21 protein-coding genes are annotated in these 23,328 nt (G+C 46.2%); 19 read left to right on the forward strand and 2 right to left on the reverse strand.

Features of this window, described 5'->3' with window-relative positions; translation table 11 throughout:
- Positions 1–137 precede the first annotated feature (137 nt).
- The 3 genes from J0X21_RS03730 to J0X21_RS03740 are packed head-to-tail and all read left to right on the forward strand — an operon-like array spanning position 138 to position 3,646.
- Entirely contained in the window at positions 138–1,280 is a 1,143-nt protein-coding gene (locus J0X21_RS03730; RefSeq protein WP_206810876.1) for a sensor histidine kinase, read from the forward strand.
- Positions 1,277–1,915, forward strand: a complete 639-nt coding sequence (locus J0X21_RS03735; protein WP_206810877.1) for a response regulator — start codon at positions 1,277–1,279, stop codon at positions 1,913–1,915. The genes J0X21_RS03730 and J0X21_RS03735 overlap by 4 nt, the downstream gene beginning before the upstream one ends.
- A 27-nt stretch (positions 1,916–1,942) precedes the next feature.
- A complete protein-coding gene (locus J0X21_RS03740) occupies positions 1,943–3,646 on the forward strand; it encodes an MBL fold metallo-hydrolase RNA specificity domain-containing protein (RefSeq protein ID WP_206810878.1) in 1,704 nt (567 codons plus the stop codon).
- A gap of 1 nt (position 3,647) precedes the next feature.
- On the opposite strand, the gene J0X21_RS03745 is transcribed toward J0X21_RS03740, so the two are convergent.
- Positions 3,648–4,238, reverse strand: a complete 591-nt coding sequence (locus J0X21_RS03745) for an HD domain-containing protein (protein WP_206810879.1) — start codon at positions 4,236–4,238, stop codon at positions 3,648–3,650.
- Positions 4,239–4,518: 280 nt separating this feature from the next.
- Here J0X21_RS03745 and J0X21_RS03750 point away from each other — a divergent pair, with 280 nt between their 5' ends.
- From J0X21_RS03750 to J0X21_RS03820, 15 genes are all read left to right on the forward strand, one after another.
- On the forward strand, positions 4,519–5,259 hold the full coding sequence (locus tag J0X21_RS03750) for a DnaD domain-containing protein (RefSeq protein WP_206810880.1): 741 nt from the start codon (positions 4,519–4,521) through the stop codon (positions 5,257–5,259).
- Between the two features lie 17 nt (positions 5,260–5,276).
- On the forward strand, positions 5,277–6,095 hold the full coding sequence (locus tag J0X21_RS03755; protein WP_206810881.1) for an ATP-binding protein: 819 nt from the start codon (positions 5,277–5,279) through the stop codon (positions 6,093–6,095).
- Between the two features lie 83 nt (positions 6,096–6,178).
- Complete coding sequence (locus J0X21_RS03760) at positions 6,179–6,751, forward strand: hypothetical protein (RefSeq protein ID WP_206810882.1); 573 nt, start codon at positions 6,179–6,181, stop codon at positions 6,749–6,751.
- Between the two features lie 164 nt (positions 6,752–6,915).
- Positions 6,916–7,644 carry a phosphatase gene (locus J0X21_RS03765; RefSeq protein WP_206810883.1) on the forward strand — a complete coding sequence of 243 codons (729 nt, stop codon included), beginning with the start codon at positions 6,916–6,918 and terminating at the stop codon, positions 7,642–7,644.
- 73 nt (positions 7,645–7,717) lie between these two features.
- Complete coding sequence (locus J0X21_RS03770) at positions 7,718–8,383, forward strand: hypothetical protein (RefSeq protein ID WP_206810884.1); 666 nt, start codon at positions 7,718–7,720, stop codon at positions 8,381–8,383.
- A 128-nt stretch (positions 8,384–8,511) separates the two neighbouring features.
- Positions 8,512–10,206 (forward strand): sigma-54 interaction domain-containing protein, encoded by a 1,695-nt coding sequence (locus J0X21_RS03775; protein WP_206810885.1) that lies wholly within the window; start codon positions 8,512–8,514, stop codon positions 10,204–10,206.
- Positions 10,207–10,483: 277 nt separating this feature from the next.
- Positions 10,484–11,089, forward strand: coding sequence for a succinate dehydrogenase cytochrome b558 subunit (locus J0X21_RS03780; RefSeq protein ID WP_206810886.1), 606 nt, complete (start codon positions 10,484–10,486; stop codon positions 11,087–11,089).
- A 19-nt stretch (positions 11,090–11,108) separates the two neighbouring features.
- Complete coding sequence (sdhA, locus tag J0X21_RS03785) at positions 11,109–12,845, forward strand: succinate dehydrogenase flavoprotein subunit (RefSeq protein WP_206810887.1); 1,737 nt, start codon at positions 11,109–11,111, stop codon at positions 12,843–12,845.
- A gap of 27 nt (positions 12,846–12,872) precedes the next feature.
- Entirely contained in the window at positions 12,873–13,625 is a 753-nt protein-coding gene (sdhB, locus tag J0X21_RS03790) for a succinate dehydrogenase iron-sulfur subunit (protein ID WP_206810888.1), read from the forward strand.
- 75 nt (positions 13,626–13,700) lie between these two features.
- Positions 13,701–14,930 (forward strand): NAD(P)-dependent malic enzyme, encoded by a 1,230-nt coding sequence (locus J0X21_RS03795; protein WP_206810889.1) that lies wholly within the window; start codon positions 13,701–13,703, stop codon positions 14,928–14,930.
- A 187-nt stretch (positions 14,931–15,117) separates the two neighbouring features.
- Positions 15,118–15,732 carry a hypothetical protein gene (locus J0X21_RS03800; RefSeq protein ID WP_206810890.1) on the forward strand — a complete coding sequence of 205 codons (615 nt, stop codon included), beginning with the start codon at positions 15,118–15,120 and terminating at the stop codon, positions 15,730–15,732.
- 32 nt (positions 15,733–15,764) lie between these two features.
- Positions 15,765–16,367 (forward strand): ANTAR domain-containing response regulator, encoded by a 603-nt coding sequence (locus tag J0X21_RS03805; RefSeq protein WP_206810891.1) that lies wholly within the window; start codon positions 15,765–15,767, stop codon positions 16,365–16,367.
- Complete coding sequence (locus J0X21_RS03810; protein ID WP_206810892.1) at positions 16,351–16,767, forward strand: OsmC family protein; 417 nt, start codon at positions 16,351–16,353, stop codon at positions 16,765–16,767. Before J0X21_RS03805 ends, J0X21_RS03810 begins: the two co-directional genes overlap by 17 nt.
- Before the next feature lie 148 nt (positions 16,768–16,915).
- Positions 16,916–17,878 carry a phosphodiester glycosidase family protein gene (locus tag J0X21_RS03815; RefSeq protein WP_206810893.1) on the forward strand — a complete coding sequence of 321 codons (963 nt, stop codon included), beginning with the start codon at positions 16,916–16,918 and terminating at the stop codon, positions 17,876–17,878.
- 24 nt (positions 17,879–17,902) lie between these two features.
- A complete protein-coding gene (locus tag J0X21_RS03820; RefSeq protein WP_206810894.1) occupies positions 17,903–19,198 on the forward strand; it encodes a hypothetical protein in 1,296 nt (431 codons plus the stop codon).
- Here the strand turns inward: J0X21_RS03820 and J0X21_RS03825 are convergent.
- Positions 19,190–21,922 carry a UPF0182 family membrane protein gene (locus J0X21_RS03825; RefSeq protein WP_206810895.1) on the reverse strand — a complete coding sequence of 911 codons (2,733 nt, stop codon included), beginning with the start codon at positions 21,920–21,922 and terminating at the stop codon, positions 19,190–19,192. The genes J0X21_RS03820 and J0X21_RS03825 overlap by 9 nt on opposite strands.
- A 211-nt stretch (positions 21,923–22,133) precedes the next feature.
- Here J0X21_RS03825 and trxB point away from each other — a divergent pair, with 211 nt between their 5' ends.
- Positions 22,134–23,042 carry a thioredoxin-disulfide reductase gene (gene trxB / locus J0X21_RS03830; protein ID WP_206810896.1) on the forward strand — a complete coding sequence of 303 codons (909 nt, stop codon included), beginning with the start codon at positions 22,134–22,136 and terminating at the stop codon, positions 23,040–23,042.
- The last annotated feature ends 286 nt before the right edge of the window (positions 23,043–23,328 follow it).

Consider the following 23,328-nt stretch of genomic DNA (forward strand, 5'->3'; position numbering starts at 1 on the left):
CTCTGCAGTTTTTAGTGCAGAGTGTTTTTTTTCGAGAATCTCATTTGCATTTTTAGCGGTCAAGTAGGAAAAAAGAATTTCCGTGTCGAATACAACTAAATACTTAAAAATCGTCAAGCAAGAGTGAGGGGCAGACAGTGGCAGACCGCTTAGGAGAAATTCTTAAAAAAACTCTTAGTTCAATAGAGTCCGGCAAAGAAGAAATTTTTTTAATCGCTGAGTCTACTCGCTCTGAAATTCAGCGTTTAACGCAGGAACTCGGGCAATTGCGGGTCGATATCGTTCAGACGATTAAAGATGTTGACCAGCACCAAAAACTGGAGCGCCGTCTCAGGCAAAAACTAATGGAAGTCAGCCGCGATTATAAAAAACATACTGAACAAGAGATGATGGAGACCTATTCACAAGCCACAGAAGCCCAGATGAAGCTGCAACTGTTACAGGCTAAGGAAGTGCAGCAGCGTTCACGCCGTGACGAGATTGAACGGGCTCTGCGCCAAATGCAGGCGACCATTGAACGTGCTGAAAACCTAATGTCGAAGGTGAGCGTGGCCATCAACCTCTTGCAAGGAAGCATTGCCGATATATATCACGGACGGGGAACTGACCAACGTCAGGAAACCGGTCTGCGGGTGATCAAAGCCCAGGAAGATGAACGGCGCCGGGTGGCGCGCGAAATGCACGATGGCCCTGCTCAAACCCTGGCCAATATCGTGCTGCGTCTGGAAATCGCAGAAAAGCTCTTGGACCTTGACCCGAGCCGGGTGAAAGGGGAACTTAAAGATTTAAAGAACCTGGTGCGCTCCAATCTCCAAGATATTCGGCGCATAATTTTTGACCTCAGGCCGATGGCCTTGGATGATCTCGGCGTGATCCCGGCCCTTAAGAAATATCTCGATAATTTTCAGGAGACCTATCATATTCAATGCGAACTCCGGGTTGAAGGGCGGGAAAGACGTCTTCTGCCCATCATGGAGGTCGCTCTGTTTCGTCTGATTCAAGAGGGAATGACTAATGTTGCCAAACATTCCGCGTCTGACCGGGTAAAGGTCTGTGTGGAATTCCAGGACGAGTGGACCAGTGCCAGTGTCCAGGATTTCGGAAAAGGATTCGAAGTCGATAAAATCTTGGAAGACGCTACCGAACACTTTGGTTTAGTAGGAATGCGCGAAAGAGTAGAGATGTTCAATGGACATTTCACTGTTCAATCCTCCCAAGGGAAAGGAACAACGGTGGAATTTTCGATTCCATTTGTACAAGAGGAGGGAACAGCCGGGTGATACGCGTCGTTATAGCGGATGATCATCCCTTGCTGCGCGAGGGTCTAAGAAGAATTCTGTCCTTTGAAGAAGGAATCGAGGTCGTAGAAGAAGTCGGGGACGGGCAGGGTGCGATCAATATAACCCGTAAAATCCCATTCGATGTCCTGCTCATGGATTTAAACATGCCCGGAGTTAACGGACTAGACGCATGCCGCGTGATCCGGCGTGAAAAACCCAATATCGGAATATTAGTCCTGACCGTCGATGACTCAGATGAGAAAGTTTTTGAGGTCTTGCAGCTCGGTGTGGCAGGATACCTGCTCAAAGATGTCGATCCGAAAACATTAATTGAGTCGATTCACAAGGTATATATAGGAGAACCAATTCTTTCTCCGGCAGTCACGGGGAAACTTTTGGGACAGCTTGCCCATCCTATTCCCCCTAAAGAAAACTATGGTTTAAGTGCCCGTGAACTGGATATCTTAAACTATGTTGTGCGGGGAGCTTCCAATAAAGAAATTGGCGGCGCTCTCTATATTAGTGAGAAGACAGTAAAAAATCACCTCTCGAGTATTTTCCGAAAATTAGATGTTGAGGACCGTACCCAAGCTGCGCTGAAAGCGGTTAAGTTAAAACTGGTTGACCTCAATTAGAAATGAATATGTGGAAGGAGCACTGGCATGAAAATTAGCTTTTTGGGGGCAGCACAGGTTGTCACCGGTTCATGCTATTTAGTGGAAACAGCTGATTTTCGCCTCTTGATCGACTGCGGTATGTTTCAAGGATCGAAAACGCTGAAAGAATTAAACTACGGTGAGTTTCCGTTTGAGCCGTCTTCAATTGATGGGGTCATCTTAACGCACGCTCACATTGACCACTCAGGATTACTGCCGAAGCTCGTAAAAAAAGGGTACAAGGGCAAGATTTGGGCTACTCCCGAAACGGTAAAACTTTGCTCGATTATGCTCCCGGATAGCGGGCATATTCAAGAGATGGAGGTTGAGCGCAAAAACCGAAAACGGGGACGGGCGGGGCTGCCGGTTTTGGAACCGATTTACACAGCAGAAGATGGGATGCTTGCCTTGCCGCTGTTTCAAAGCGTTAATTATAAGGACAGGGTGAAGTTAAGTCCCTCCCTTAGTTTTGAATTAAGAGATGCAGGGCATATTTTAGGGTCCGCCCATGTCCGGCTTGAAGTTAAGGAAGAGCAGGCCACTAAAAATGTCGTATTTTCAGGGGATATCGGTAACCCTAATCAACCGTATATTGAAGATCCCAGCATTTTATGCGGGGAAGATGTTATTATTATGGAAACTACCTATGGCAATAGGCTCCATCAAGAAAGCGGCAACCGTCTGAACGAATTGGCGGAAATTATCCGTTCAGCCTATGAAGCCAAAGGCAATATCATTATCCCTGCGTTTGCCATCGAACGCACCCAGGATTTACTGTTTTATATCAGCCAGCTCCAGGCGACTAATGAAATCCCAATTCTTCCGATCTATATAGACAGTCCTTTGGCTATTTCAGCTACCAAGATATTCCAAGAGAATACGGCCAATTTTGATGCGGAAACCCGTAACTTAATCAGCCGGGGAGAAAACCCCCTGACCATGAGTAATGTGCACTTTAGTCTTACCGCTCAGGATTCCATGGCCTTGAATAATATGCCGGGACCTGCGATCATCATTGCAGCCAGCGGCATGGCCGATGCGGGAAGGATTAAGCATCATCTCAAGCATAACCTCTGGCGGGAAAATGCCACAGTCATTTTCGTGGGGTATCAAGCCCAAGGAACGCTGGGGCGGCAGTTAATTGACGGAGCTAAAGAAGTTAGAATCCATGGGGAAACCGTTGCTGTGAAAGCGCAGATCCAAATGATTGAAGGCATGTCCGCCCATGCGGATCAAGATGAGCTTTTGAACTGGATTTCCTGTGCGGAAACGGAAAATATTATTTTGGTTCACGGAGAAGCGGAGGCTCAAGCTGAATTTGCCCAAAAAGTATTCCAAAAGTACAACAAGAATCCAATCATTCCCCAGCTAGGAGAAGTCATTGAATTCTTGCCCAACCAAATCGTTCGCTATGCACCGGCCAAGCCTTGGCTTGAGCGGGTGTCTGAAGCATTAGCCCGGGCAGCAGATGCAGCTTCCGCTCAAAGCACGCGCCCGGTTATGCCCCAAGAACTGTCCGGATTACCTCCAATCAAACCCAAAAAAGAGACGGACCGCCGGGTTTCACGCTCCCAAGTCAACCGGGCCTATGTCCGTTTGCGCCACCGCTTGAAGCAATTCATTGATCAGGGACAGCGCGACCGTAACTTGGATTATGTGGTTCAGGTGATTGAAAGAATGACCCGTTGGCTCGAGGAGCAAAAGAAATAACTTAAATCCAGGCATATTCCGCTGTTTGCCGTTTTATTCCGGCCAAGAAACGAAGAATTTCCTCGCGGCGTTTCACAGCCAAGCGGCGTCCGGCCCGGGTATACACTTTATTCGGAAGTGCTTCTGCAAAGGTTCGTGCTCTTTCAATGGCATCTTGAGGGGTTCGGGTTAATTCATCATGCCCGATGAGACTGAATAAGCGCATGAGTCCGATGTTCCCTAAATTATCTAGGATATTGGCATCTCTTAAATAAACGGCTTCGTCACTTTTGCCGGGTTCGGAATAATACATGTGGGATTCAATTGCATCTAACACTTTCGGAAGTTTATTCGGGGAAAAGGTTTGACGCTGTAGGATATTGGTGGCGACACCCTTGGAACGTAAAGGGTGGTCAACATTAGGGAGTGCATACACCGGATATTTACCGGTATCATGAAGCATAGCTGCAACGAACAGAACGTCGTCATCAAGGGTTAAGTGCTGGGACAGTTCTTTCGCCAAATGGTAAACCCTTAGACAATGTTTTACACCCAAAGCGGGATGGGTACAAGCTCGCTCGACCAGGGCAATTAGTTCCTGGTGGTCATTCATAGCAAATCCTCCTTTGAAGTCTTTTCTAGCTTACGATATGAGTAATACGACACAAGAACAGGTAATTCCTTCCATACTATGGTAAATTATTCTAAGAGATATCGTGCTCAAGTTTTGTCTTTGAGCTTAATTCGACACCTTAGTGAGATAATCGGCCTAATCCGGCTAATATTTGTCAGGTTCTATAACCTGAGGATCAAGAGGATTTTTAGAGCAAATGGAGAATATATCTTAAACATTCTCAGGTGATCAATAAGCAAAGTTTTTTGGAGTGGGGATTGTGAACAAAGTGAATGTTTATGGGAGCTTTACACAAGCTCTTTTCTTTTCGGGAATGACTGCTGTTCCCAAGCTACTATTAACACATTATAAAGACCTAGGCTTAAGTGATCAGGAACTTATTTTGATCATACAAATCTTAAGTGAAATGAACGTAACCCCGTATCCTGCCCCAGAAGTAATGGCCGCCAGGATGGGAACGACGACGGAGCATATTGAAGAGATTATTGCCGGGTTGACCCGGCGCAAGTTAATCGCGCTTGAAAAAAAGTGGAATGGAGAAGAAAAAACATGGGTCAACGCTTTTAACTTGGTTGGTTTAATCGAAGAATTGGCTGACCGGTGGGCGATTGAGCGCATGCTTGAATTAGAAACGACACAGCAGCCGCAGGTAAGCGCTAAAGCAGTATCTACAGAACGGTTGGTAGCCATTTTCGAACAGGAAATAGGCCGTCCGCTCACCGGATTGGAGTGTGAACATATTACCCACTGGCTAACGTCCTGCTTTACGGAAGAATTAATCATAGAGGCTTTGCGGAGGGGAGTCAGTGCCGGAATCCGCAACTTTCGCTATATTGATTCTATCCTGCGTGAATGGGAGAAAAAAGGTTTTCGGACACGGGCTGAAGTAGAAGCCGATGATATTCATTTCCAAGCCCGTCAGGAGAAAAAATACCAAAGCAAAAGCGGATCCAGAAAGAACGCTGCTAATCCGGATAAATATGAAAACTTTTATCTGTAAAGAAAGGATTTCTTCTCATGAAAAAGGTACGGGAAATTTTGAGGGAGGGCTTAGATCCCAGCTTGTTTGCCCAGACGGGAAGTGGAAAAGAAATTAAGACTGAAAGTGTCAAACACGCAGTTTGTCCGCTTTGTGAAGACCGGGGAATCATCTTAGAAGGCGATATTGCCAAACCTTGCCGCTGTATGCAGCAAAAAAAAGTGGAAAACCGCTTTCGTCATGCCCGCATGGCCCGCAGCCTCATGAACAGCCGTTTTGAGCACTTCCATTTAGATTATTACGATTCCGGCTCCAACCCGGCCCATCGCCTCAATGCTCAGAAAGCCCGTTCAGCAGCGCTTGAATTTGTGGAAGGCTGTTTAGAAGGGGAAGATACGGGTTTAGGACTGCTGTTTACCGGTCCGGTCGGGTCGGGTAAGACTTTTCTTGCTGCCTGTATTGCCAATGCCTTAATCGAAAAGGATTTTAGAGTGCTTTTCTTGGTCGTTCCGGATTTGCTTGACGAATTGAGAGCAACCTTTAGCAACAAAGGAGAGCATAATGAAATGGATCTCCTGGATACAGCCCGTGAAATCCCTATTTTAGTGCTGGATGATTTAGGTGCCCATAATTATACGGAATGGACTCGAAACCGCTTGTATTCGATTATCAATTACCGTTTGAATGAACAGCTGCCAACAGTGATCACGACCAATCTTAGTCTGGAGGAAATGGAAACCTATCTCGGAGACCGAACAACATCCAGACTGCTCCAAATGTCGAGAGTTTTTCGTCTGACATGCGACCAAGATATCCGCTTACGTAAATATCAAGAAAGGGAAGGACTGAATAAATAAAAATTTACGCTAGTATGCATGTCCTTGGTGGGACGTGCATATTGTTTTTTAGAATTAAATACCAAGGATATGGAGGTGTTAATTTGGCTAAAGTGATTGCGATTAAACGCAAGTATTTCACAATTTTCTTAAGTGTTTTGGTCATCTTTGTCCTGAGCTTTGCCGCTGTTACGTTCTGGCAGACCATCCAAGCCAGTGCCGCTAAAAACAGTGTGGTCCCTGAGCTTAAGATGTTAAGCTTAACGGTTGAACCCTCATCCGTAGTTAAAGATATGACCTACGGAACGGTAACCTTAAAAGGATCACAAGTCATTCCGGCAAAAACATTTGATTTAATCGCTACCATTCAGAACACTACGGCGCAAAAGATGACGAATATCCCGATTGAGCTGGAAATTTCATTGATTGGGGATAATAAACAAAAGATCACGAAACCGGGAAACCTTGATGCCCTGGAACCCGGTGCCACGGCCCGTATCGCTTTCCGTCAAATCAAAGCACTGGGTGACGCGGCAGGCAATAGTGCAACGGCAGGTCAACATATGATTGTGCTCCGTGTAAAACCGAACCCGGCCGGAGGAGTTACTCAGACATCGGAGGCTAGTTTTCGCTTTAATGTAGATTCAACAGTTAAACCCGCACCTAAAAAACAATAAATTAGAGATCCTTAATACTTTTAGTGCTGCAATTTGTAGCACTTTTTTATTTTATCCGATGGCTTAGCGCCCCTGGATAAGTTCAACTAAACTTCAGATGGGGTTAAAACCCCATCTGAAGTAAGTTTCCTTTACCGGGTTATACTATGGGGCGAGGTGATTTTATGGAAATACTGGTAGACTTGCATACGCATACGGTCGCCAGCGGACATGCCTATAGTACGATTAGCGAAAATGCACTGGCCGCCGCGCGCAGGGGACTTAAGCTTTTAGGTATGACTGATCACGGGCCGAGCATGCCAGGGGCTCCCAACCTATATCATTTCGGGAATTTAGCAATACTCCCGGATGAGCTTTCCGGGGTTAAAATTTTAAAGGGTGTGGAGGCTAATATAACCAGCCATGAAGGGGAACTGGATCTTCCTTTGCGTTATTTGGCCCTGATGCAGCTCGTGCTCGTAGGAATGCATGTCATTTGTTATCCGGGAGGAACAGTTGAGGAAAATACCGAGGCTTATCTAAAAGCCATGAACAACCCTTTTTCTGATATGATGGTCCATCCGGGCCGGCCGGATTTTGAATTGGATTTGGAACGGATCGCTCATGCTTCAGCTTCGCTTGGGGTTCCGGTGGAAATAAACAATAGCTCTCTGGCACCACACAAAAAGGGGGCTTGGGATAATTGCACCCGCTTCGCGCGCTTTATGGCCCGCTATGGCGGTCCGGTCATCCTAGGCAGCGATGCCCATTTTTGGGATAGAGTCGGAGAATTTGCCTTGGCTTTAGAGTTAGTACACGAGGCGGGGATACCGGAGGGACAGATATTGAATACCTCCCCGGAGAGAGTTTTTGAATATTTAAAACGAAGGCACCAACAACGGCCGGAAGTCTGATTTGTTTACCGGGATTACTTAAGAACACCACAGCCGTCTAAACCCATATATTACCATAAAGAGGTGATGCTTTATGGTGAGTCAGATTAATGCAGATACTGACCTTACCGCACTTAATCTGGCTCTTGGTATTTCCGCTCCGGTTAGTTCCGTACCCGGAAGTGCATCATTTTTCATGCTGCAGCCTCTTCTCACAGGAAAACTTTTCGGTGCGGCAGGGGTATTGATCGGGGCCCAGATTTTCTTAATCTTAGCTAAGTATATTTTTGGTTTAAAAACAGTTCCGCTGGCTGATCCGGCCAATCCCGACCGCCGAATCACGATGCCGTTAGGAGAGCTTCAAGCACTGCTTGGAACGATCGCAGCGAATACCTCAGATCCCCTGCAAACGCCGGCCTATTCCCAAGCCTTCGCTGGAGGAGGGGAGTTCATAATTCATCAAACCGCTGAGAACCCTGTCGTTGTAAGCATCATACTTTTTGCCCATTACTCTTCGGAACCGTACGCTCCGACGACCTGGTTCATCATCCCTATATTAACCTTTCCCGGATTGCGTGGTACCCTCCCCATCTTAATTCTTGAAATTTTAAGTACAATTGCGGTACGGGCAGTCGTTCCGCCGCAAACCACCGGAGCCAAACCTTTAACTAAAGAGACCCCGCCTATACTTCCCAGGCTAAACCTAGCTCCAAGTGAACTTTTAAAGTTATTAGAAAGGCTCAGCCCCTATTTTAAATAATTTTTCCAAAACTTATTAAATAGAGCAGGAAATCTAAACACCAATGACGAATATTCTAATAATTAGTAAGAAGACTGATTGTGCTGCCTGATATCCGAAAAGTTTTTTGAGGTTAGGAGGTGTTAGAGTTGGCGCGCAAAGTAAAAGTTGGAATTATTGGGGCTGGAAGAGGGGGCTCCTCAATTTATAAGACCTTGCGCGGTATTGAACATGTTGAGATTGCCGTAGTTTGTGATAAATCTTTGGACGCCCCCGGCATAAAAATGGCTCAAGCGGATGGCATCTACACTTGCCAAACGATTGCGGAGTTTTGTCAAACGGACGGATTGGATTTAATGATTGAAGCGACAGGGGTAAAAGAGGTACAAGCGGAAATTGAGCAGCTGAAGCTCCCGTCTACTTCAGTTATGGAAGCAAAAAGTGCCAACCTCATGATGCATGTGATCGAGGAAAAAGAGAAGTTGTCTGAGATGAAGCGCCTCAAAGGAGAGCTGGATGCCATTTTAAATTCCGTGCAAGAAGCGATTGAGGTAGCTGGAAATGATGGTACGATTAAATACGTTAACCCGTCTTTTACCCGGGTTACCGGATTGTCCGCAACCCAGCGTATTGGACAAAACATTTTTGAGGTCTCTCCTAACGGAGCTCTGGCCCGGGCCTTGCGTACCCATGATCAAATTTTTGCCCACCGGTCCCGGGTCGGCGGGAGCGAAGCCGAGGTGATTTCCAATGCTTCCCCGATAGCGGTTGAAGGCAGAATGGAGGGGGCGGTGGTAGTCTTCCAACCTTTAACTGATATTTATAAGTTGATGGAACAATTGCAAGCTTCGAATCAGGTGATCGATGACTTGCAAACGCGGATTAATCAAATTTCTACCAGTGCTTATACCTTTGACGATATTATCGGCAGTCATCCTGAGTTTGAAAAAGCTTTAGATCTGGCACGCAAAGCTTCCAGGAGTAATTCCACCGTGTTAATCACCGGAGAGAGCGGTACGGGTAAAGAACTTTTTGCGCATGCAATCCACAGTGCCAGCCAGCGCTGGGACAAGCCGTTCATAAAAGTCAATTGTGCTGCCATTCCGGAAACCCTATTGGAAAGTGAATTTTTTGGTTATGAAAAAGGAGCGTTTACAGGGGCAGGTAAAACTAAGCTGGGAAAAATGGAACTGGCCCATGGGGGAACTATTTTTTTAGATGAGATTGGGGATATGAACCTGTACCTGCAAGCCAAGTTATTACGGGTCGTTCAGGATATGGAGTTTGAGCGGGTGGGTGGTACCCAAACCATCAAAGTGAATGTGCGGGTGATTGCCGCCACCAATCGCAACCTCAGGGAAATGGTGAAAAAAGGGGACTTCCGGGAAGACCTCTATTACCGCCTGAATGTGGTTGAGCTTCATTTACCACCCTTACGCAAGCACAAAGAAGATATTCCAGCCTATGCCCAATCCTTAATCGTAAAGTTTAACCGTAAATTCGGCAAGAAAGTGGCCGGGCTTTCAGCTCAGGCTGAGCAGCTTCTAATGAACTATACTTGGCCGGGAAATGTTCGTGAGTTGCAAAATGTGATGGAACGGGCCATGGTTACCGTTGAAGAAGATATGATAACCAACCGGCATATTCTGAATCTAGTAGATACCCCGATTTCTAAACTGGGACGCGAATTTGAAGAATTGATTCCTTTGGATGAGATGGAGAAACGGATGATCCGCATTGCTTTGAACCGCTATGGAGAGTCTGTGGAAGGGAAAAAGAAAGCAGCCCAGGCTCTAAATATTTCTCTAGCAACACTCTATAATAAATTAAAGACACTCAGATAGACCGGTTCCTTAGATTACTTATAAATAATAGAAATCCAAAATCTAAAAATTATAAGCATTATCTTGACTGTTGTTCAAGACGATTCCCACAAAATATAAAGATTCAGTCGCGGAAGTTCGCTTATTATAATACCTTTAATCAGCTTTATACCCTTAGGTTGGCTGCTTTCAACCCTGAGCAGTTAAATATTCTCAGAATAATTTCTGCAAACCAAAAAACTGGCACTAAAGTTGCATATTAACCAAATTAGGAAAAGATAAGAGAGGAGAGATTAGTTTGAGTACCAGACAAAGTCCTTATCATTTTTTAATTCGCCGCGTCCATTCTTTGCTTGGACTGCTGCCGATTGGAGTTTTTCTTGCGTTTCACATGGTTCTTAACCTTTCGGCGCGGGCGGGGGCTGAAACTTATAACAAAGTGATTGAAACGATGCGTAATTTCCCCGGGATCTTTGTTATTGAACTTATTGTTATCTTTATTCCGATTGCTTTTCACGCAATTTACGGCTCCTGGGTCGTGTATACCGGCCAGAGCAATGTATTGCGTTATCGCTATGCCCGTAACTGGTTTTACATCATTCAAAGAATATCCGGAATTTACACCGTAATTTTCGTCGTGACTCATGTTTATCTTCTAAGATTTGGAGAAGCAACGTTTGCTGCCTTGCAGCATTTTGTGAGTAATCCTGCCGGTCTCATCTTTTATGCGTTGGGCGTCGTTCTGGCAATATTTCATTTTGCCAACGGCTTATGGGCCTTTGCCATCACTTGGGGCTTAACCATCGGCCCCCGTTCTCAGCAAATATGGTCTTATGTGTGTGGGGGAATTTTTATTGTATTGTCTGTGGTCGGCTTGAGCGATTTAACGGCGTTTCTTAAATAAGGAGAGGAGGAGAGAAGCAATGAGTAAAGTGATAATTGTCGGGGGCGGGCTGGCCGGTTTAATGGCTGCGATTAAAATTGCGGAAGCCGGTACCTCGGTTGATTTATTTTCCCTTGTCCCCGTGAAACGCTCGCATTCCGTCTGTGCGCAAGGAGGTATTAACGGCGCTGTTAATACCAAGGGAGAAGGAGATTCGACTTGGGAACATTTTGATGACAGTGTGTATGGCGGAGATTTTCTGGCCAATCAGCCTCCGGTGAAGGATATGTGTGATGCTGCTCCTGGAATTATTCATTTAATGGACCGCATGGGAGTGATGTTTAACCGGACGCCAGAAGGGTTGCTGGATTTTCGGCGCTTTGGAGGCACCAAACGTCATCGCACGGCCTTTGCCGGAGCAACGACCGGGCAGCAGCTGCTTTACGCTCTAGATGAGCAAGTGCGGCGTTTTGAAGTTGAAGGATTGGTTACAAAGTATGAAAGCTGGGAGTTCTTGTCCGCGGTCATTGAGGATGGGGTATGCCGGGGTATCGTCGCTCAGAATCTAAGGGATATGAGCATCCGTTCCTTCCCGGCAGACGCCGTCATTGTTGCCACCGGAGGACCGGGCATGATCTTTGGCAAGAGCACGAACTCAACCATTAATACCGGCTCTGCCGCATCTGCTCTCTATCAGCAAGGTGTCAAATATGCCAACGGGGAATTCATTCAGATTCATCCCACCGCAATTCCCGGCGAAGATAAGCTCAGGCTCATGTCTGAATCGGCCCGCGGGGAAGGTGGACGCGTCTGGACATATAAGGAAGGAAAACCTTGGTACTTCCTGGAGGAGATGTATCCAGCCTATGGTAATCTCGTACCGCGGGATATTGCGACCCGTGCGATTTACCATGTGGTATTTGACCTCGGCTTAGGGATAAACGGGGAAAACATGGTTTATTTGGACCTTTCCCATAAAGACCCGGAAGAATTGCAAATTAAATTAGGCGGTATTCTTGAGATCTATGAGAAGTTTGTCGGAGATGATCCCAAGAAAGTTCCCATGCGCATTTTCCCTGCGGTTCACTATTCAATGGGCGGGCTGTGGGTAGATTATGATCAAATGACTAATATCCCAGGACTCTTTGCTGCCGGAGAATGTGAATACCAGTATCATGGAGGCAACCGCCTGGGAGCCAATTCCCTGCTGTCAGCGATCTACGGGGGAATGGTGGCAGGACCGAAATCCCTTGAATACATTCAAAAGAATAAGTTAAAAACTCCATCCGGTACTGAACCGGCCTTTACCCTCGAGCAAAAACTGCAAGAAGAAAAGTGGGCGCGCATCCTTAACATGAAAGGAACGGAGAACGCTTACCTCTTGCATCAAGAGCTCGGGGAGATCATGACAGAAAATGTCACCGTCATCCGTTATAACGACAAGTTAGAGGCAACTGACAAGAAAATTCAAGAGTTGATGCAGCGTTGGCAAAATATCGGGCTCGATGACCAAGTGACCTGGAGTTCGCAAAACGCCACCTTCATCCGGCACTTATGGAACATGATGGAACTGGCGCGCGTGATTACACTCGGCGCTTTGCGCCGCAACGAAAGCCGCGGTGCTCACTATAAACCGGAATTTCCGGAGCGTGATGATGAGAATTGGCTCAAAACCACTTTGGCGACTTGGACACCAGGCGGGCCGGAATTCAGCTATGAGCCGGTCGACGTTTCTTTGATACCGCCGCGGCCCCGCCGCTATGACATCGATAAGTAAAAGATAGATAGCAAGGAGGGAGAAGAAATGGCCGATCAAAAAATGATTCGCTTAAAAATACGCCGTCAAGATGGTCCGGATAAGGCGGCACGCTGGGAAGAATTTGAGGTGCCCTACCGGGCCAAGATGAATATTATTTCCTGCTTAATGGATATTCAGAAAAACCCGGTCAATGCTCAAGGTGAGCGTACCTCTCCGGTCGTCTGGGAGTGCAACTGCCTGGAGGAGGTGTGCGGTGCCTGCACGATGAATATTAACGGTCAGTCACGCCAGGCTTGCTCCGCTTTGGTCGATCAGTTGGAGCAGCCGATCGTGCTCGAACCTTTAACTAAGTTTCCCTTGGTTCGGGATCTGATGGTAGACCGGCAGATTATGTTTGACAACCTTAAAAAAGTGAGAGCCTGGATTCCGATTGACGGGACGTATAACTTAGGCCCCGGTCCGCGTATGGCTGAGGTGAAGAGACAGTGGGCTTATGAACTTTCAAAGTGCATGACCTGCGGGTGCTGCATGGAAGCTTGCCCCCAGGTGAATTCCCGTTCCAAATTCATCGGACCGGCCGCCATTTCGCAAGTGCGCTTGTTTAATACGCATCCCACCGGGGAAATGAACAAACATGAGCGGCTGGAGGCTCTGCTGGACGATGGAGGAATCACGGACTGCGGCAATGCTCAAAACTGTGTCAGGGCTTGTCCGAAGGGTATTCCGCTTACCACCGGCATTGCTGATCTGAACCGTGAAACCAATAAGTACGCTCTTGACCGCTGGCTGAGGAAGTAGAATGCTATGGACTATGGTCTTGTTCAAAATGGCATACTTGCCTAAATCAATAATTTAAGAAAGGCGGGATTAGTTTTGGGTACACTCGGCGAAGATTCTTTAGCTTTACACCGGGAGCACAGAGGGAAATTAGTGGTGGCAAGTAAAGTTGCTGTGAAGAATGCCAGAGATTTATCCCTCGCTTATTCTCCTGGAGTTGCAGAACCCTGCAAAGAAATTCACAAAAACAAAGACTTAGCCTACACTTATACTAATAAAGGAAACTTTGTGGCAGTGGTTTCCAATGGAACGGCCGTCTTAGGGTTAGGTGACATCGGGGCAGATGCCTCTCTGCCGGTCATGGAAGGAAAATCCGTTCTCTTCAAATCGTTTGCCGATGTGGATGCATTTCCAATTTGTATAAATACTAAAGACATTGATCAAATTGTTGAGACGGTAAAACTGCTTGAGCCGTCATTTGGCGGGATAAACTTAGAGGACATCGGGGCACCGTCTTGTTTTGAGATTGAAGAACGTCTCAAAAAAGAAATGAACATTCCGGTTTTCCATGATGATCAACATGGAACAGCGATTGTCACCATGGCCGGTCTCATTAATGCGCTGAAAGTTGTAGGCAAGGAGCTGAAAGGCATCAAGGTCGTGACCAATGGCGCCGGCGCTGCGGGTGTTGCGATCATCAAGCTTTTAATGAGCATGGGTGTAAACGATGTCATCATGTGTGACCGTCACGGTGCGATCTATGAGGGCAGACCGGAAGGAATGAACCAGACTAAAGATGATATCGCGAAAGTCACTAATAAAGCTAAACTTAAAGGAAGTTTAGCTGATGCCATTCGCGGGGCGGATGTCTTTATCGGGGTATCGGCTGCGAATACAGTGACCCCCGAAATGGTTCATTCTATGGCCAAAGATGCAATTATCTTTGCCATGGCTAACCCGGTGCCGGAAATCATGCCGGAACTTGCGAAAGAAGCCGGAGCAGCAGTGGTCGGAACCGGGCGCTCTGACATGCCGAATCAGGTAAATAATGTACTGGCTTTTCCGGGTATTTTCCGGGGAGCCTTAGACGTGCGAGCGACTGCGATCAATGAAGAAATGAAGATTGCCGCGGCTTACGCGATAGCCAACCTAATTACGGATGAAGAGCTAACTGCGGATTATGTGATACCCGCTGCCTTTGACCGGAGGATTGCTCCCGCGGTGGCCCAGGCTGTAGCCAAAGCGGCCATGGACAGTGGAGCGGCTCGAATAAAGATTAATTTACAAGAAATTGCCGACAGGCTGTCTCATTTAAGCGTAGATTAATCATTGGTTCGTTTGACATTTATTTAAGAATGATTCAAGCAACTTGAAAGAGGCTGGAATAGGCCTCTTTTTCCGTTTTGTGACAGAAATTGTCAATTAGTTTGTATGTCAAAATCAATTATAGTAAAATACTCTTTGTGGTTAAACTAAAGACTGAGGAAAAGATAAGAAGGAAGTGTCTTCTTTGATGACATTAAAACGTGGCACAAGTCTTGAAATCTTGATGGGAAGAATTATATATTTATGTCTGGGCTTATTAGCTGTATCGGTTTTGGGTCTCAAACTCATGGATACGGACGTAAACAATATTGAACTCGTGGACCGGGGACTTTACACAGTAATCACTGAGAAGGGCCCAGTGAATATCGCCCTTGACGATGTGTTGCGCATAGAGAGAACGTTTACCAAAGCGGCGGTCACCGGAAATCCGGTGGAACTAGATAAGATCTATACCAAACAAGGCTTTATCTACACATCATCAACGGATCCGTTCTCTCAGAAAGCTCACGAACTGATCAATTCCCTGGATTACTATGGCTTAAAGGTATGGCAGCGCCCGAATTTAAGTTTAGAAGCCATCGGAAAGTATGGGTATGCCATTGGGACCCCGGCGAACCTGGTTCCGATCGTCTTTTTTCTCTTGGACCTTCAATCTTTAAGTTTAACTATCGGGGCGCTAAGTTTATTTGTCTTAATCTTTCCAAGAAGAGTAACACCGGGCAAAAAGATTTACCAACGGACCCGTTCCTTGGAACCGGAGTTTAAGAGCGGAGATGAAAAACTAGAAGTCTTGGCCAAATAAATGGTTATTAAAGAGAACGAGAGTGTGAGGATATGAGACGGGCAATACTGGTTATAGAGAAAAGTTCTATATTCCAGGAGATTAGGCCTATTTTACCACTGGCAGGATATGAAGCGGTAGCCTGCATGAAAAACGGGATGGAAGCGCTGCGTTTGCTTCACCGGTACGAACCGGATTTAATTATTGCAGATTGGAGCATCCACGGACTTAAGACCCAAGAATTTTTAGAAACAGTGCTCATTCAAAATCTCTGTCCGATCATTTTAATATTAACCGCGGAAGAGTACCAATCCCTAACACCGGCAAGACAAATCGAAGCTCACCAAATTTTGCTATACCCATTAAGAGCTTTGGATTTATTAGCAGGGGTCCAAACGGTGGAGCAGCGATTTAAACGAGAAAAGGAATTAAACGAGCGTATCCGCAGACTTGAACAGGAATTAAGCACCCGCAAGCTGATCTTTCAAGCCCAATTAAAGTTGATTCATGAATTCGGCCATAGTGAAGAAACCGCTTACACGGTCATAAGGAACCAGGCTATGGCTACACGTAAAAACATTGCCGCCACCGCCCGAGACATCATTAAAGGCGTGTGGATGCCAGAAAGGGGATCCAATGATGGAGATCTTGGTTAAACATATTAAAGGTATGCATTTTCAGGGAGAGGGCAATGCCAAAGTAGTTACTCATATTGACCAAAGTGTCAAAGCAGGCGGAACCGGTATGGGGGCCAGTCCGATGGAACTGGTCTTAATGGCTATCGCAGGATGCAGCGGCATGGATGCCGTTTCAATCTTGGAAAAAATGAGAGTGGACTTTGACCGGTTTCATATATTCGTACAGGGTGAGCGGGCTGCAGACCATCCTAAAGTATTCACTGACATAGAGGTGGTTTATAAATTTTGGGGTAAAACTTTACCTGAGGACAAGCTTCAACGGGCAGTCTCCCTTTCGATGGAGAAATATTGCAGCGTGGCCAATATGATTGACAAAGCAGCCAATCTGACCTACCGGATTATGATTAATCCGAGTTGATGGAATCAGAATCCTAGTTGATTGAATAAAGGTGATTTGCTATACTTATAGCGACATAAATTTTAAGTCAAATGGCCGCACATAAAGACATGCGGCCTTGTTTTATGCTATGTCTAATCGAAGTGAACAAAAAACAGGAGAAAATATGATGCGAAAAAGAAAAAGAAGAATCAAAGCTAAAAATCTTGTGCTTTTTTTACTTTTTAATGTAATTTTTTCTATTCTTTTAGCCCCGTTTGTCCTTTTCTACGGACCGTTTCAATCGTTAAAAGTAGTTGCGGTCGGAGCGGTTGAAACCTCGCGTCATCCCCAAGTTGTGCGTTTTTTTCTATCGCAGGACGAAATTAATACCATTCTTCGTAGCAATGATTCCCAGGGAGTTGGCTCAAATCTAAAAATCGGCACGGAACAAGTCGTGTCAGACGACGGGATTACAATCGAAGATATTAAAGGTCCCAACTTCAAAGGCAAGGTCATGCTGGTGCGTGACCCTAAACGGGTGAAAGTCGCGGTAACCAAGGATTTGGGTGAACAAGGACAGCGTTTGACCGATATGGTGAAAGATGCCGGGGCAGTCGCCGGTGTTAACGGTGGGGGGTTTTATGACCCGAATGGCAAAGGGAACGGCGGTTTTCCGTTTGGCTTAACGGTGCAAAACGGGAAGCTGGTGCATAATAATGTCGAGAATCAAAAAGCCTCATTGGTAGCGCTCGATGGGAACGGAAAGTTGATAATCAAAGAAATGAGTGCTTCCGAACTGGCTCAAAATAACATTAAAGAGGCTGTAACCTTCGGACCCAATCTGATTGAAGACGGTAAACCGTTGGTAAAAGGAGACGGCGGTTGGGGCTGGGCCCCTCGTACCGCTATTGGACAAACGGCTGACGGTACCATTATCTTTGTAGTGATTGACGGCCGCCAGCCTACCTGGAGTGTCGGTGCCTCACTGCGGGATGTTATGAATATTTTCCAGAAGTATGATGCCGTGAATGCGGTCAACCTGGATGGAGGATCTTCCTCCGAAATGGTTTATAATGGTAAAATCGTCAACAAATTATGGAATATTTTCGGAGAACGCTATATTCCGACCGCATTTGTGGTGATGCCATAAGTTAAGATGCAAAGGGGTCAAATCATGAAAAAGAAACTGCGTATTCTTCTAACCTGGACCGTGATTTCACTCTTGGTTCAGTTTGCTCTATACTCGTTTTTAGACCACAGCATTGCCAAGGTTTTAGCTCCACCTTCAAATGAACCGATAACGGCCAGTTTAACCGCGCGCATTCCGGGCTCAAACTTGGAAAATCCCCAGTTATCGTATGATAAAAAATACTTGGCCACCGTGGATCACGGAGTCTTTAAAGTATTTAATCTTAAAAGTGAGAAACTGGTGTTTAGCAAGAGCGCACCTTCAGGAAACCCTAAGGGGATGGGGGTAATTTCCTATAAGTGGCTCCCTGACCGCAATACCTTAATTTACTTTTATGCCCGCCAAAATCCGGCGGCACCAAATCCTACCCCCGCTAAACCGGCAACCCAAACTAAAGCGACGGTGGCGCACACTTCCGCCGCTCAGCTCACAGTTCCTAAAACCCAGAAAGAAGACCCGCAAGAGTCATTGCCTTCAAAACCTCAACCGGAGTCACCCAAACCTTCAACCCCTGCCCCCAGTCAAACCCAGCCGGTTAAGCCCTACAATCCGCAAATCACTGAACTCTATACCCTTGAGTTTCTAGATGATGAGGGCATTGAACCGGAAGACCGCAAAAATGACGTAGAGTCATTAGACAGCTATTTTCCGGCCGGTGGTCAAATCATTCACCTGGATTTCTCGACCTCGACCAATCTGATTTATTTAACAGTGAAAAGCGGAACCACAATGAAGCTGCTGGAAATTGACGTGATGAAGGATATCAGCAACCTGACCAAAGGCGGGGAAACCATAACCAATGTGGCTGTATCGGATCAATACGGCACACTTTATATCGACAGCAAGCAGGGAACATCGAAACAAGTCGCTGCGGTTAAAGGATGGCAGCGTTACGCGATCACCAAAAAAGACAACCAATATTTACTGGGAACAGGAAATGGAGTTGTATATCTCGGTGAAATCGATAATAACCAGCTCGTAAAAATCCTTACCGTTAAGGATAGCTCAGACTTAAAAAATATAAATACTGCAGCCGAGACTCAGTGGGAAGGGTCAATCCCATTTAAAGACAGCAAAACGGTGATAGGATCAAAAGGCCAGCTCATTATATACGGCCAGAACCAGTTGCACGTTGTGCAAGATGGTAAAGAGCAACAGATCGATTTGGGAGAAGAGAAGGGAGAAACCAGTTATGTCACCAGGGATGGGGCAGAACTCTTTCAACTGCGCCCGGAGGGCAGTATGACTATCGTTGAATTAAAGCCGCTGACTTCACTGTAAGGACTTTACCTGAGATTCAAGGTTGTCTAAGAGGGTTCGCACCTGCTCTATTTGTTCAAGAATAGAAGTAATATCCCCTTGGCTCGGGGGAACGGAGGGAGTAGAAGGGGTAGGAGCCGGGGGCGGGGCCGCTTGCCCTGGCTCCGGCGCAGTAACGGTAAGAGCAGTCTCTCCGAAGAGCTGGGTCAGCGCTAAGTCCAGGGTTTCAGTCATCACCAGGCGATCCTGGTAAGCGACCACCACCCGCTTCATTTCTGGAATACTTCCTCCTTTGTCGGACTGAAGGTAAATGGGTTCGACGTAGAGGAAGTTTCCTGCCAGCGGGAGAGCAAGAAGATTTCCTCTGATGACGCTTGAACCTTTCTGATCCCAGAGCGCCAGTTGTTTCGAAATCTCCGGATCTTGATCAATGCGGGATTCGATTTGGAGCGGACCGTCTACTTCGATATTTTTAGGCAGTTTATACACGATCAACTGGCCGTAATTTCCTTGATCCATCCGGGCCGCCATCCAGGCTACCATATTATTGCGGGTGTTGGTGGTGCTTGAGGCCGGGGTGAACGGAAGCATGAGAATAAACTCTTCTTTGGAGGCACCGGGAATTTTCATGATTGTATAGTAGGGATCCACATTTTGCGGTTTGGATTCATACAATTCTTTGGCGATATCCCAGGCATCCTCTTTGTTATAAAAAACAGCCGGATTGGTCATGTGGAACGTCTTCAACATATTACTTTGAATGGTAAAGAGCAGCTCAGGATAGCGCAAATGGGCCTGAAGTCCGGCCGGCATCAGGGAAAGATCTTTAAAAACACCCGGAAATATCTTCCGGTAAGTCTGGAGCAGGGGATCTTGGTCATTGACTGCATAAAAGTCTACATTCCCATTATAAGCATCGACAACCACTTTAACCGAGTTGCGGATATAGTTAAAGTCTTGCTCGGGGTAAGTGCTGGCATAAGGCAGGGAATTTGAGGCAGTATAGGCATCGATGATCCAGAACAGCCGTCCGTCATTCACCACTAAATAAGGGTCATCGTCAAACCTTAAGAAGGGCGCCAGTTTTTCAACGCGTTCCCTGATATTGCGGTGCAAGAGAATCCGGCTTTGGCTTGTGATTTCCCGGTTAAGATAAAAACGAAACGTGCCGTGGTTAAGGGAAAGCATTAACTTATTGAACCCTGTGAAAAGGATCCCAGTCTGTCCGTTATAGTTATTTTCCGCATTAGAGCTTCCTTGGGGGTAGTCGAATTCTTTTATGTTGGCGTTTACAACCACCCAGTCATTCGTAAGCTCGCCGTAATAAATCCTGGGTTCGTTCAACTTAAGTTCCGTAAATTCCGTGACCGGGGGCACATCTTTGATAGCAAAAGAAGGCAGCCCTTCAGCCGTTACTGCATTGGCAAAGGAGCCGGCTATGCCGTAACCGTGAGTGTATTTAAAACGGGTGTTAATAAAGGTTTTAGCTTTGGGATCGAGATCTGGGGTAGATATTTCGCGCGGGGCGATGAGAACTTGACGGTATTCTCCGTTTACCGTATACCGGTCAACATCAATATCATGAAATTTATAATAAAGCCGGATTCCTTGTTTCTGGGTGAATGTCTGCAAGAGCGGCCGGGTATCATTCAGCCTGACATTGTTCAGAGTCGCTTGTTCCGTTTTCAAGGAATTAGGTGTTAGAGGAGTATTGCCGGGATAATCCAGTTCCTGGATACGATCAAGACCGTATCCGAAGCGCGTCAGCTTTATTTCATTCGCTATATAGGGTGCTTCTTTATCTAATTCGTTTGGAACTACGATCAGGGATTGGATTAATACGGGAAAAATCGTATAAAAGATGGTACTGATCAGAAAAAGTCCTGTAACCGGTAGAGTAAGAAAGCGTTCATCGCGCATTTTCAGTGCTAGGAAGCCGGCGATAAGACCAAGAAGTGCGAGCGTGATCAAGACTTTCAGCACCGGCAGAGTTGCATGCATGTCTGTATAACCGGCCCCGATCACATGTCCGTGTTGGGAATATAAGAGTTGATAAATATCAAGGAAATAACCGAAGGCTTTGAGGGCGAATAAGAAGCTTACTAATATCGCTAAGTGACGCCTTGCAGCGCCGGCGATTTCTACCGATCCCCGGCGCCATATTTTAAGTGAATTAAAGTGCAGGACTCCAGTGAGTGTATAGAAAAGGGCTGTGAAAAACGTCAGAAGAAAAATCGGCCCAAAAAAAGCGTTATACAGGGTCTGCATAAAAGGGAGGGAAAAGAAATAAAAGGAGAGATCCTTCCCGAAAACGGGATCTATTTGGCCAAAGGAAGTAGGGTTTACGAAAGCGAGCACTTCAAGCCAGCCGGTAAACCCGGCGATAAAACTAATGGCAAAGCTGATCACGGCAGAGGCCAGGAGGAGCCAAAGGGTAAACCGGCGCTGGCTCAAAGTAAAGACCGGGCCATCCATTTCTTGCACCAACCTCAGACGCTGGCGGAGACGGGCGTTGATAAAGGTCAGGATAGCATGCCTTACAGATAAAAGAGTTCCGGCGATAAAAACAAAGAGAATAGTGCCGTTGATCGCCTGAATTAACCACTTGCTTAAGAGCGGGGTCCAGAAGAGGGCAAGATAGCCTAAATCTTTAAACCAGAGCCAATCTTCATAAAGCCCGCTTATCCCTGCCAGAATCGCTATCAGAATTAGCAGACCGATCAGAGTTTTTAAGACACGGTGCAAAATTATTTCCTCCTTACCAGCTTTACCAAAGTATTCCGCATTATATATTCTTCCCAAATGGGAAAAATACCTTCACATTATTTTTGCTGATCCGAAGAAAATGTTGTAAGGAAAAAGTAAGTTTCCTTTCCAGGTATGAATGTGCTATACTATCATAGAATACCCTTAAGGGGTATGTTGTGTTATATTTTTAAGTGAGGTGTTCAGAACGATGTATGATGTCATTATTGTCGGTGCAGGGCCGGCGGGCTTAACTGCCGGAATCTACGCTTCCCGGGGAGGTCTTAAGACTGCGATTGTAGAAATGGGAATGCCGGGCGGACAAGCGGCTTCCACTGAAAAAATCGAGAACTATCCCGGATTTAGCGATGGAATCGGCGGATATGAATTAATGAATGCATTTCATCAACAAGCGTCAGCTTTTGGAGCCGAATTTATTTTCGAACAGGTTCAGAGGCTTGACCTCAAAGGAGAAGTAAAAAAAGTTGAAACCGATGCCCAAACTATCGAGGGCCGGGCTGTAATCATTGCAGCCGGTTCAAAACCCCGCCCTCTCGGTGTTCCGGGGGAAGATACCTTTCACGGGCGGGGAGTATCTTACTGTGCGACCTGTGACGGTGCTTTTTTCCGGGGAAAAAAAGTCGTAGTGGTCGGAGGCGGGGATGCTGCTCTTGAAGAAGGTATATACTTAACCAAATTCGCCGACCAAGTGACAATTGTCCACCGCCGGCAAGGTTTCCGGGCAGCTCAAATTGCAGTCAAACGGGCCCAAGATAATCCTAAGATTAAATTCGAGCTGGATGCTGTCGTCACGGAAATTCTCGGGTCTGACCACGTGGAAGGAGTCCGCATAAAAAATGTTAAAAGCGGGGAAGAGAAAGAAATCGCAATTGACGGAGTGTTCGTGTACGTTGGCACAGAGCCCAATGCCCAGTTCCTTGAAGGGGATCTGGATGTGGATGAACGCGGGTATATAAAAACCGATGCCTTGCTGAGAACAAACCTTCCCGGGGTGTACGCTGCCGGGGATATCCGTACAACCCCGCTGCGCCAGGTGGCAACAGCCGTAGGGGACGGTGCGCTGGCGGCAGTAGAAGTGGAGAAGTATTTAGCAGAATAGAAGTCTAAAACTAAACTCCGTATTACTTTTTAGCGAGTGATACGGAGTATTTATAAACTTCTACATATAGAATCCATATATACAATGTATTCTTAATGTATAAATCGAAAGTATTCTTCTTTTTCTTGTAATTTTTAGATGTTTGTACTATCATGTACATGTGTGTAATCTCATCTTTGACAGTTAAGAACTATAAAAAGCTTGAAAGCCCTGTATTTGCAAGGTGTTCAAGCTTTTTTGTATTTTAACAAAGTGAGTAATTTTTTTATTTCTTAGCAGTGTTCAA

This window comes from Paradesulfitobacterium ferrireducens (assembly GCF_017310645.1).
GTDB classification, from domain to species: Bacteria; Bacillota; Desulfitobacteriia; order Desulfitobacteriales; family Desulfitobacteriaceae; genus Paradesulfitobacterium; species Paradesulfitobacterium ferrireducens.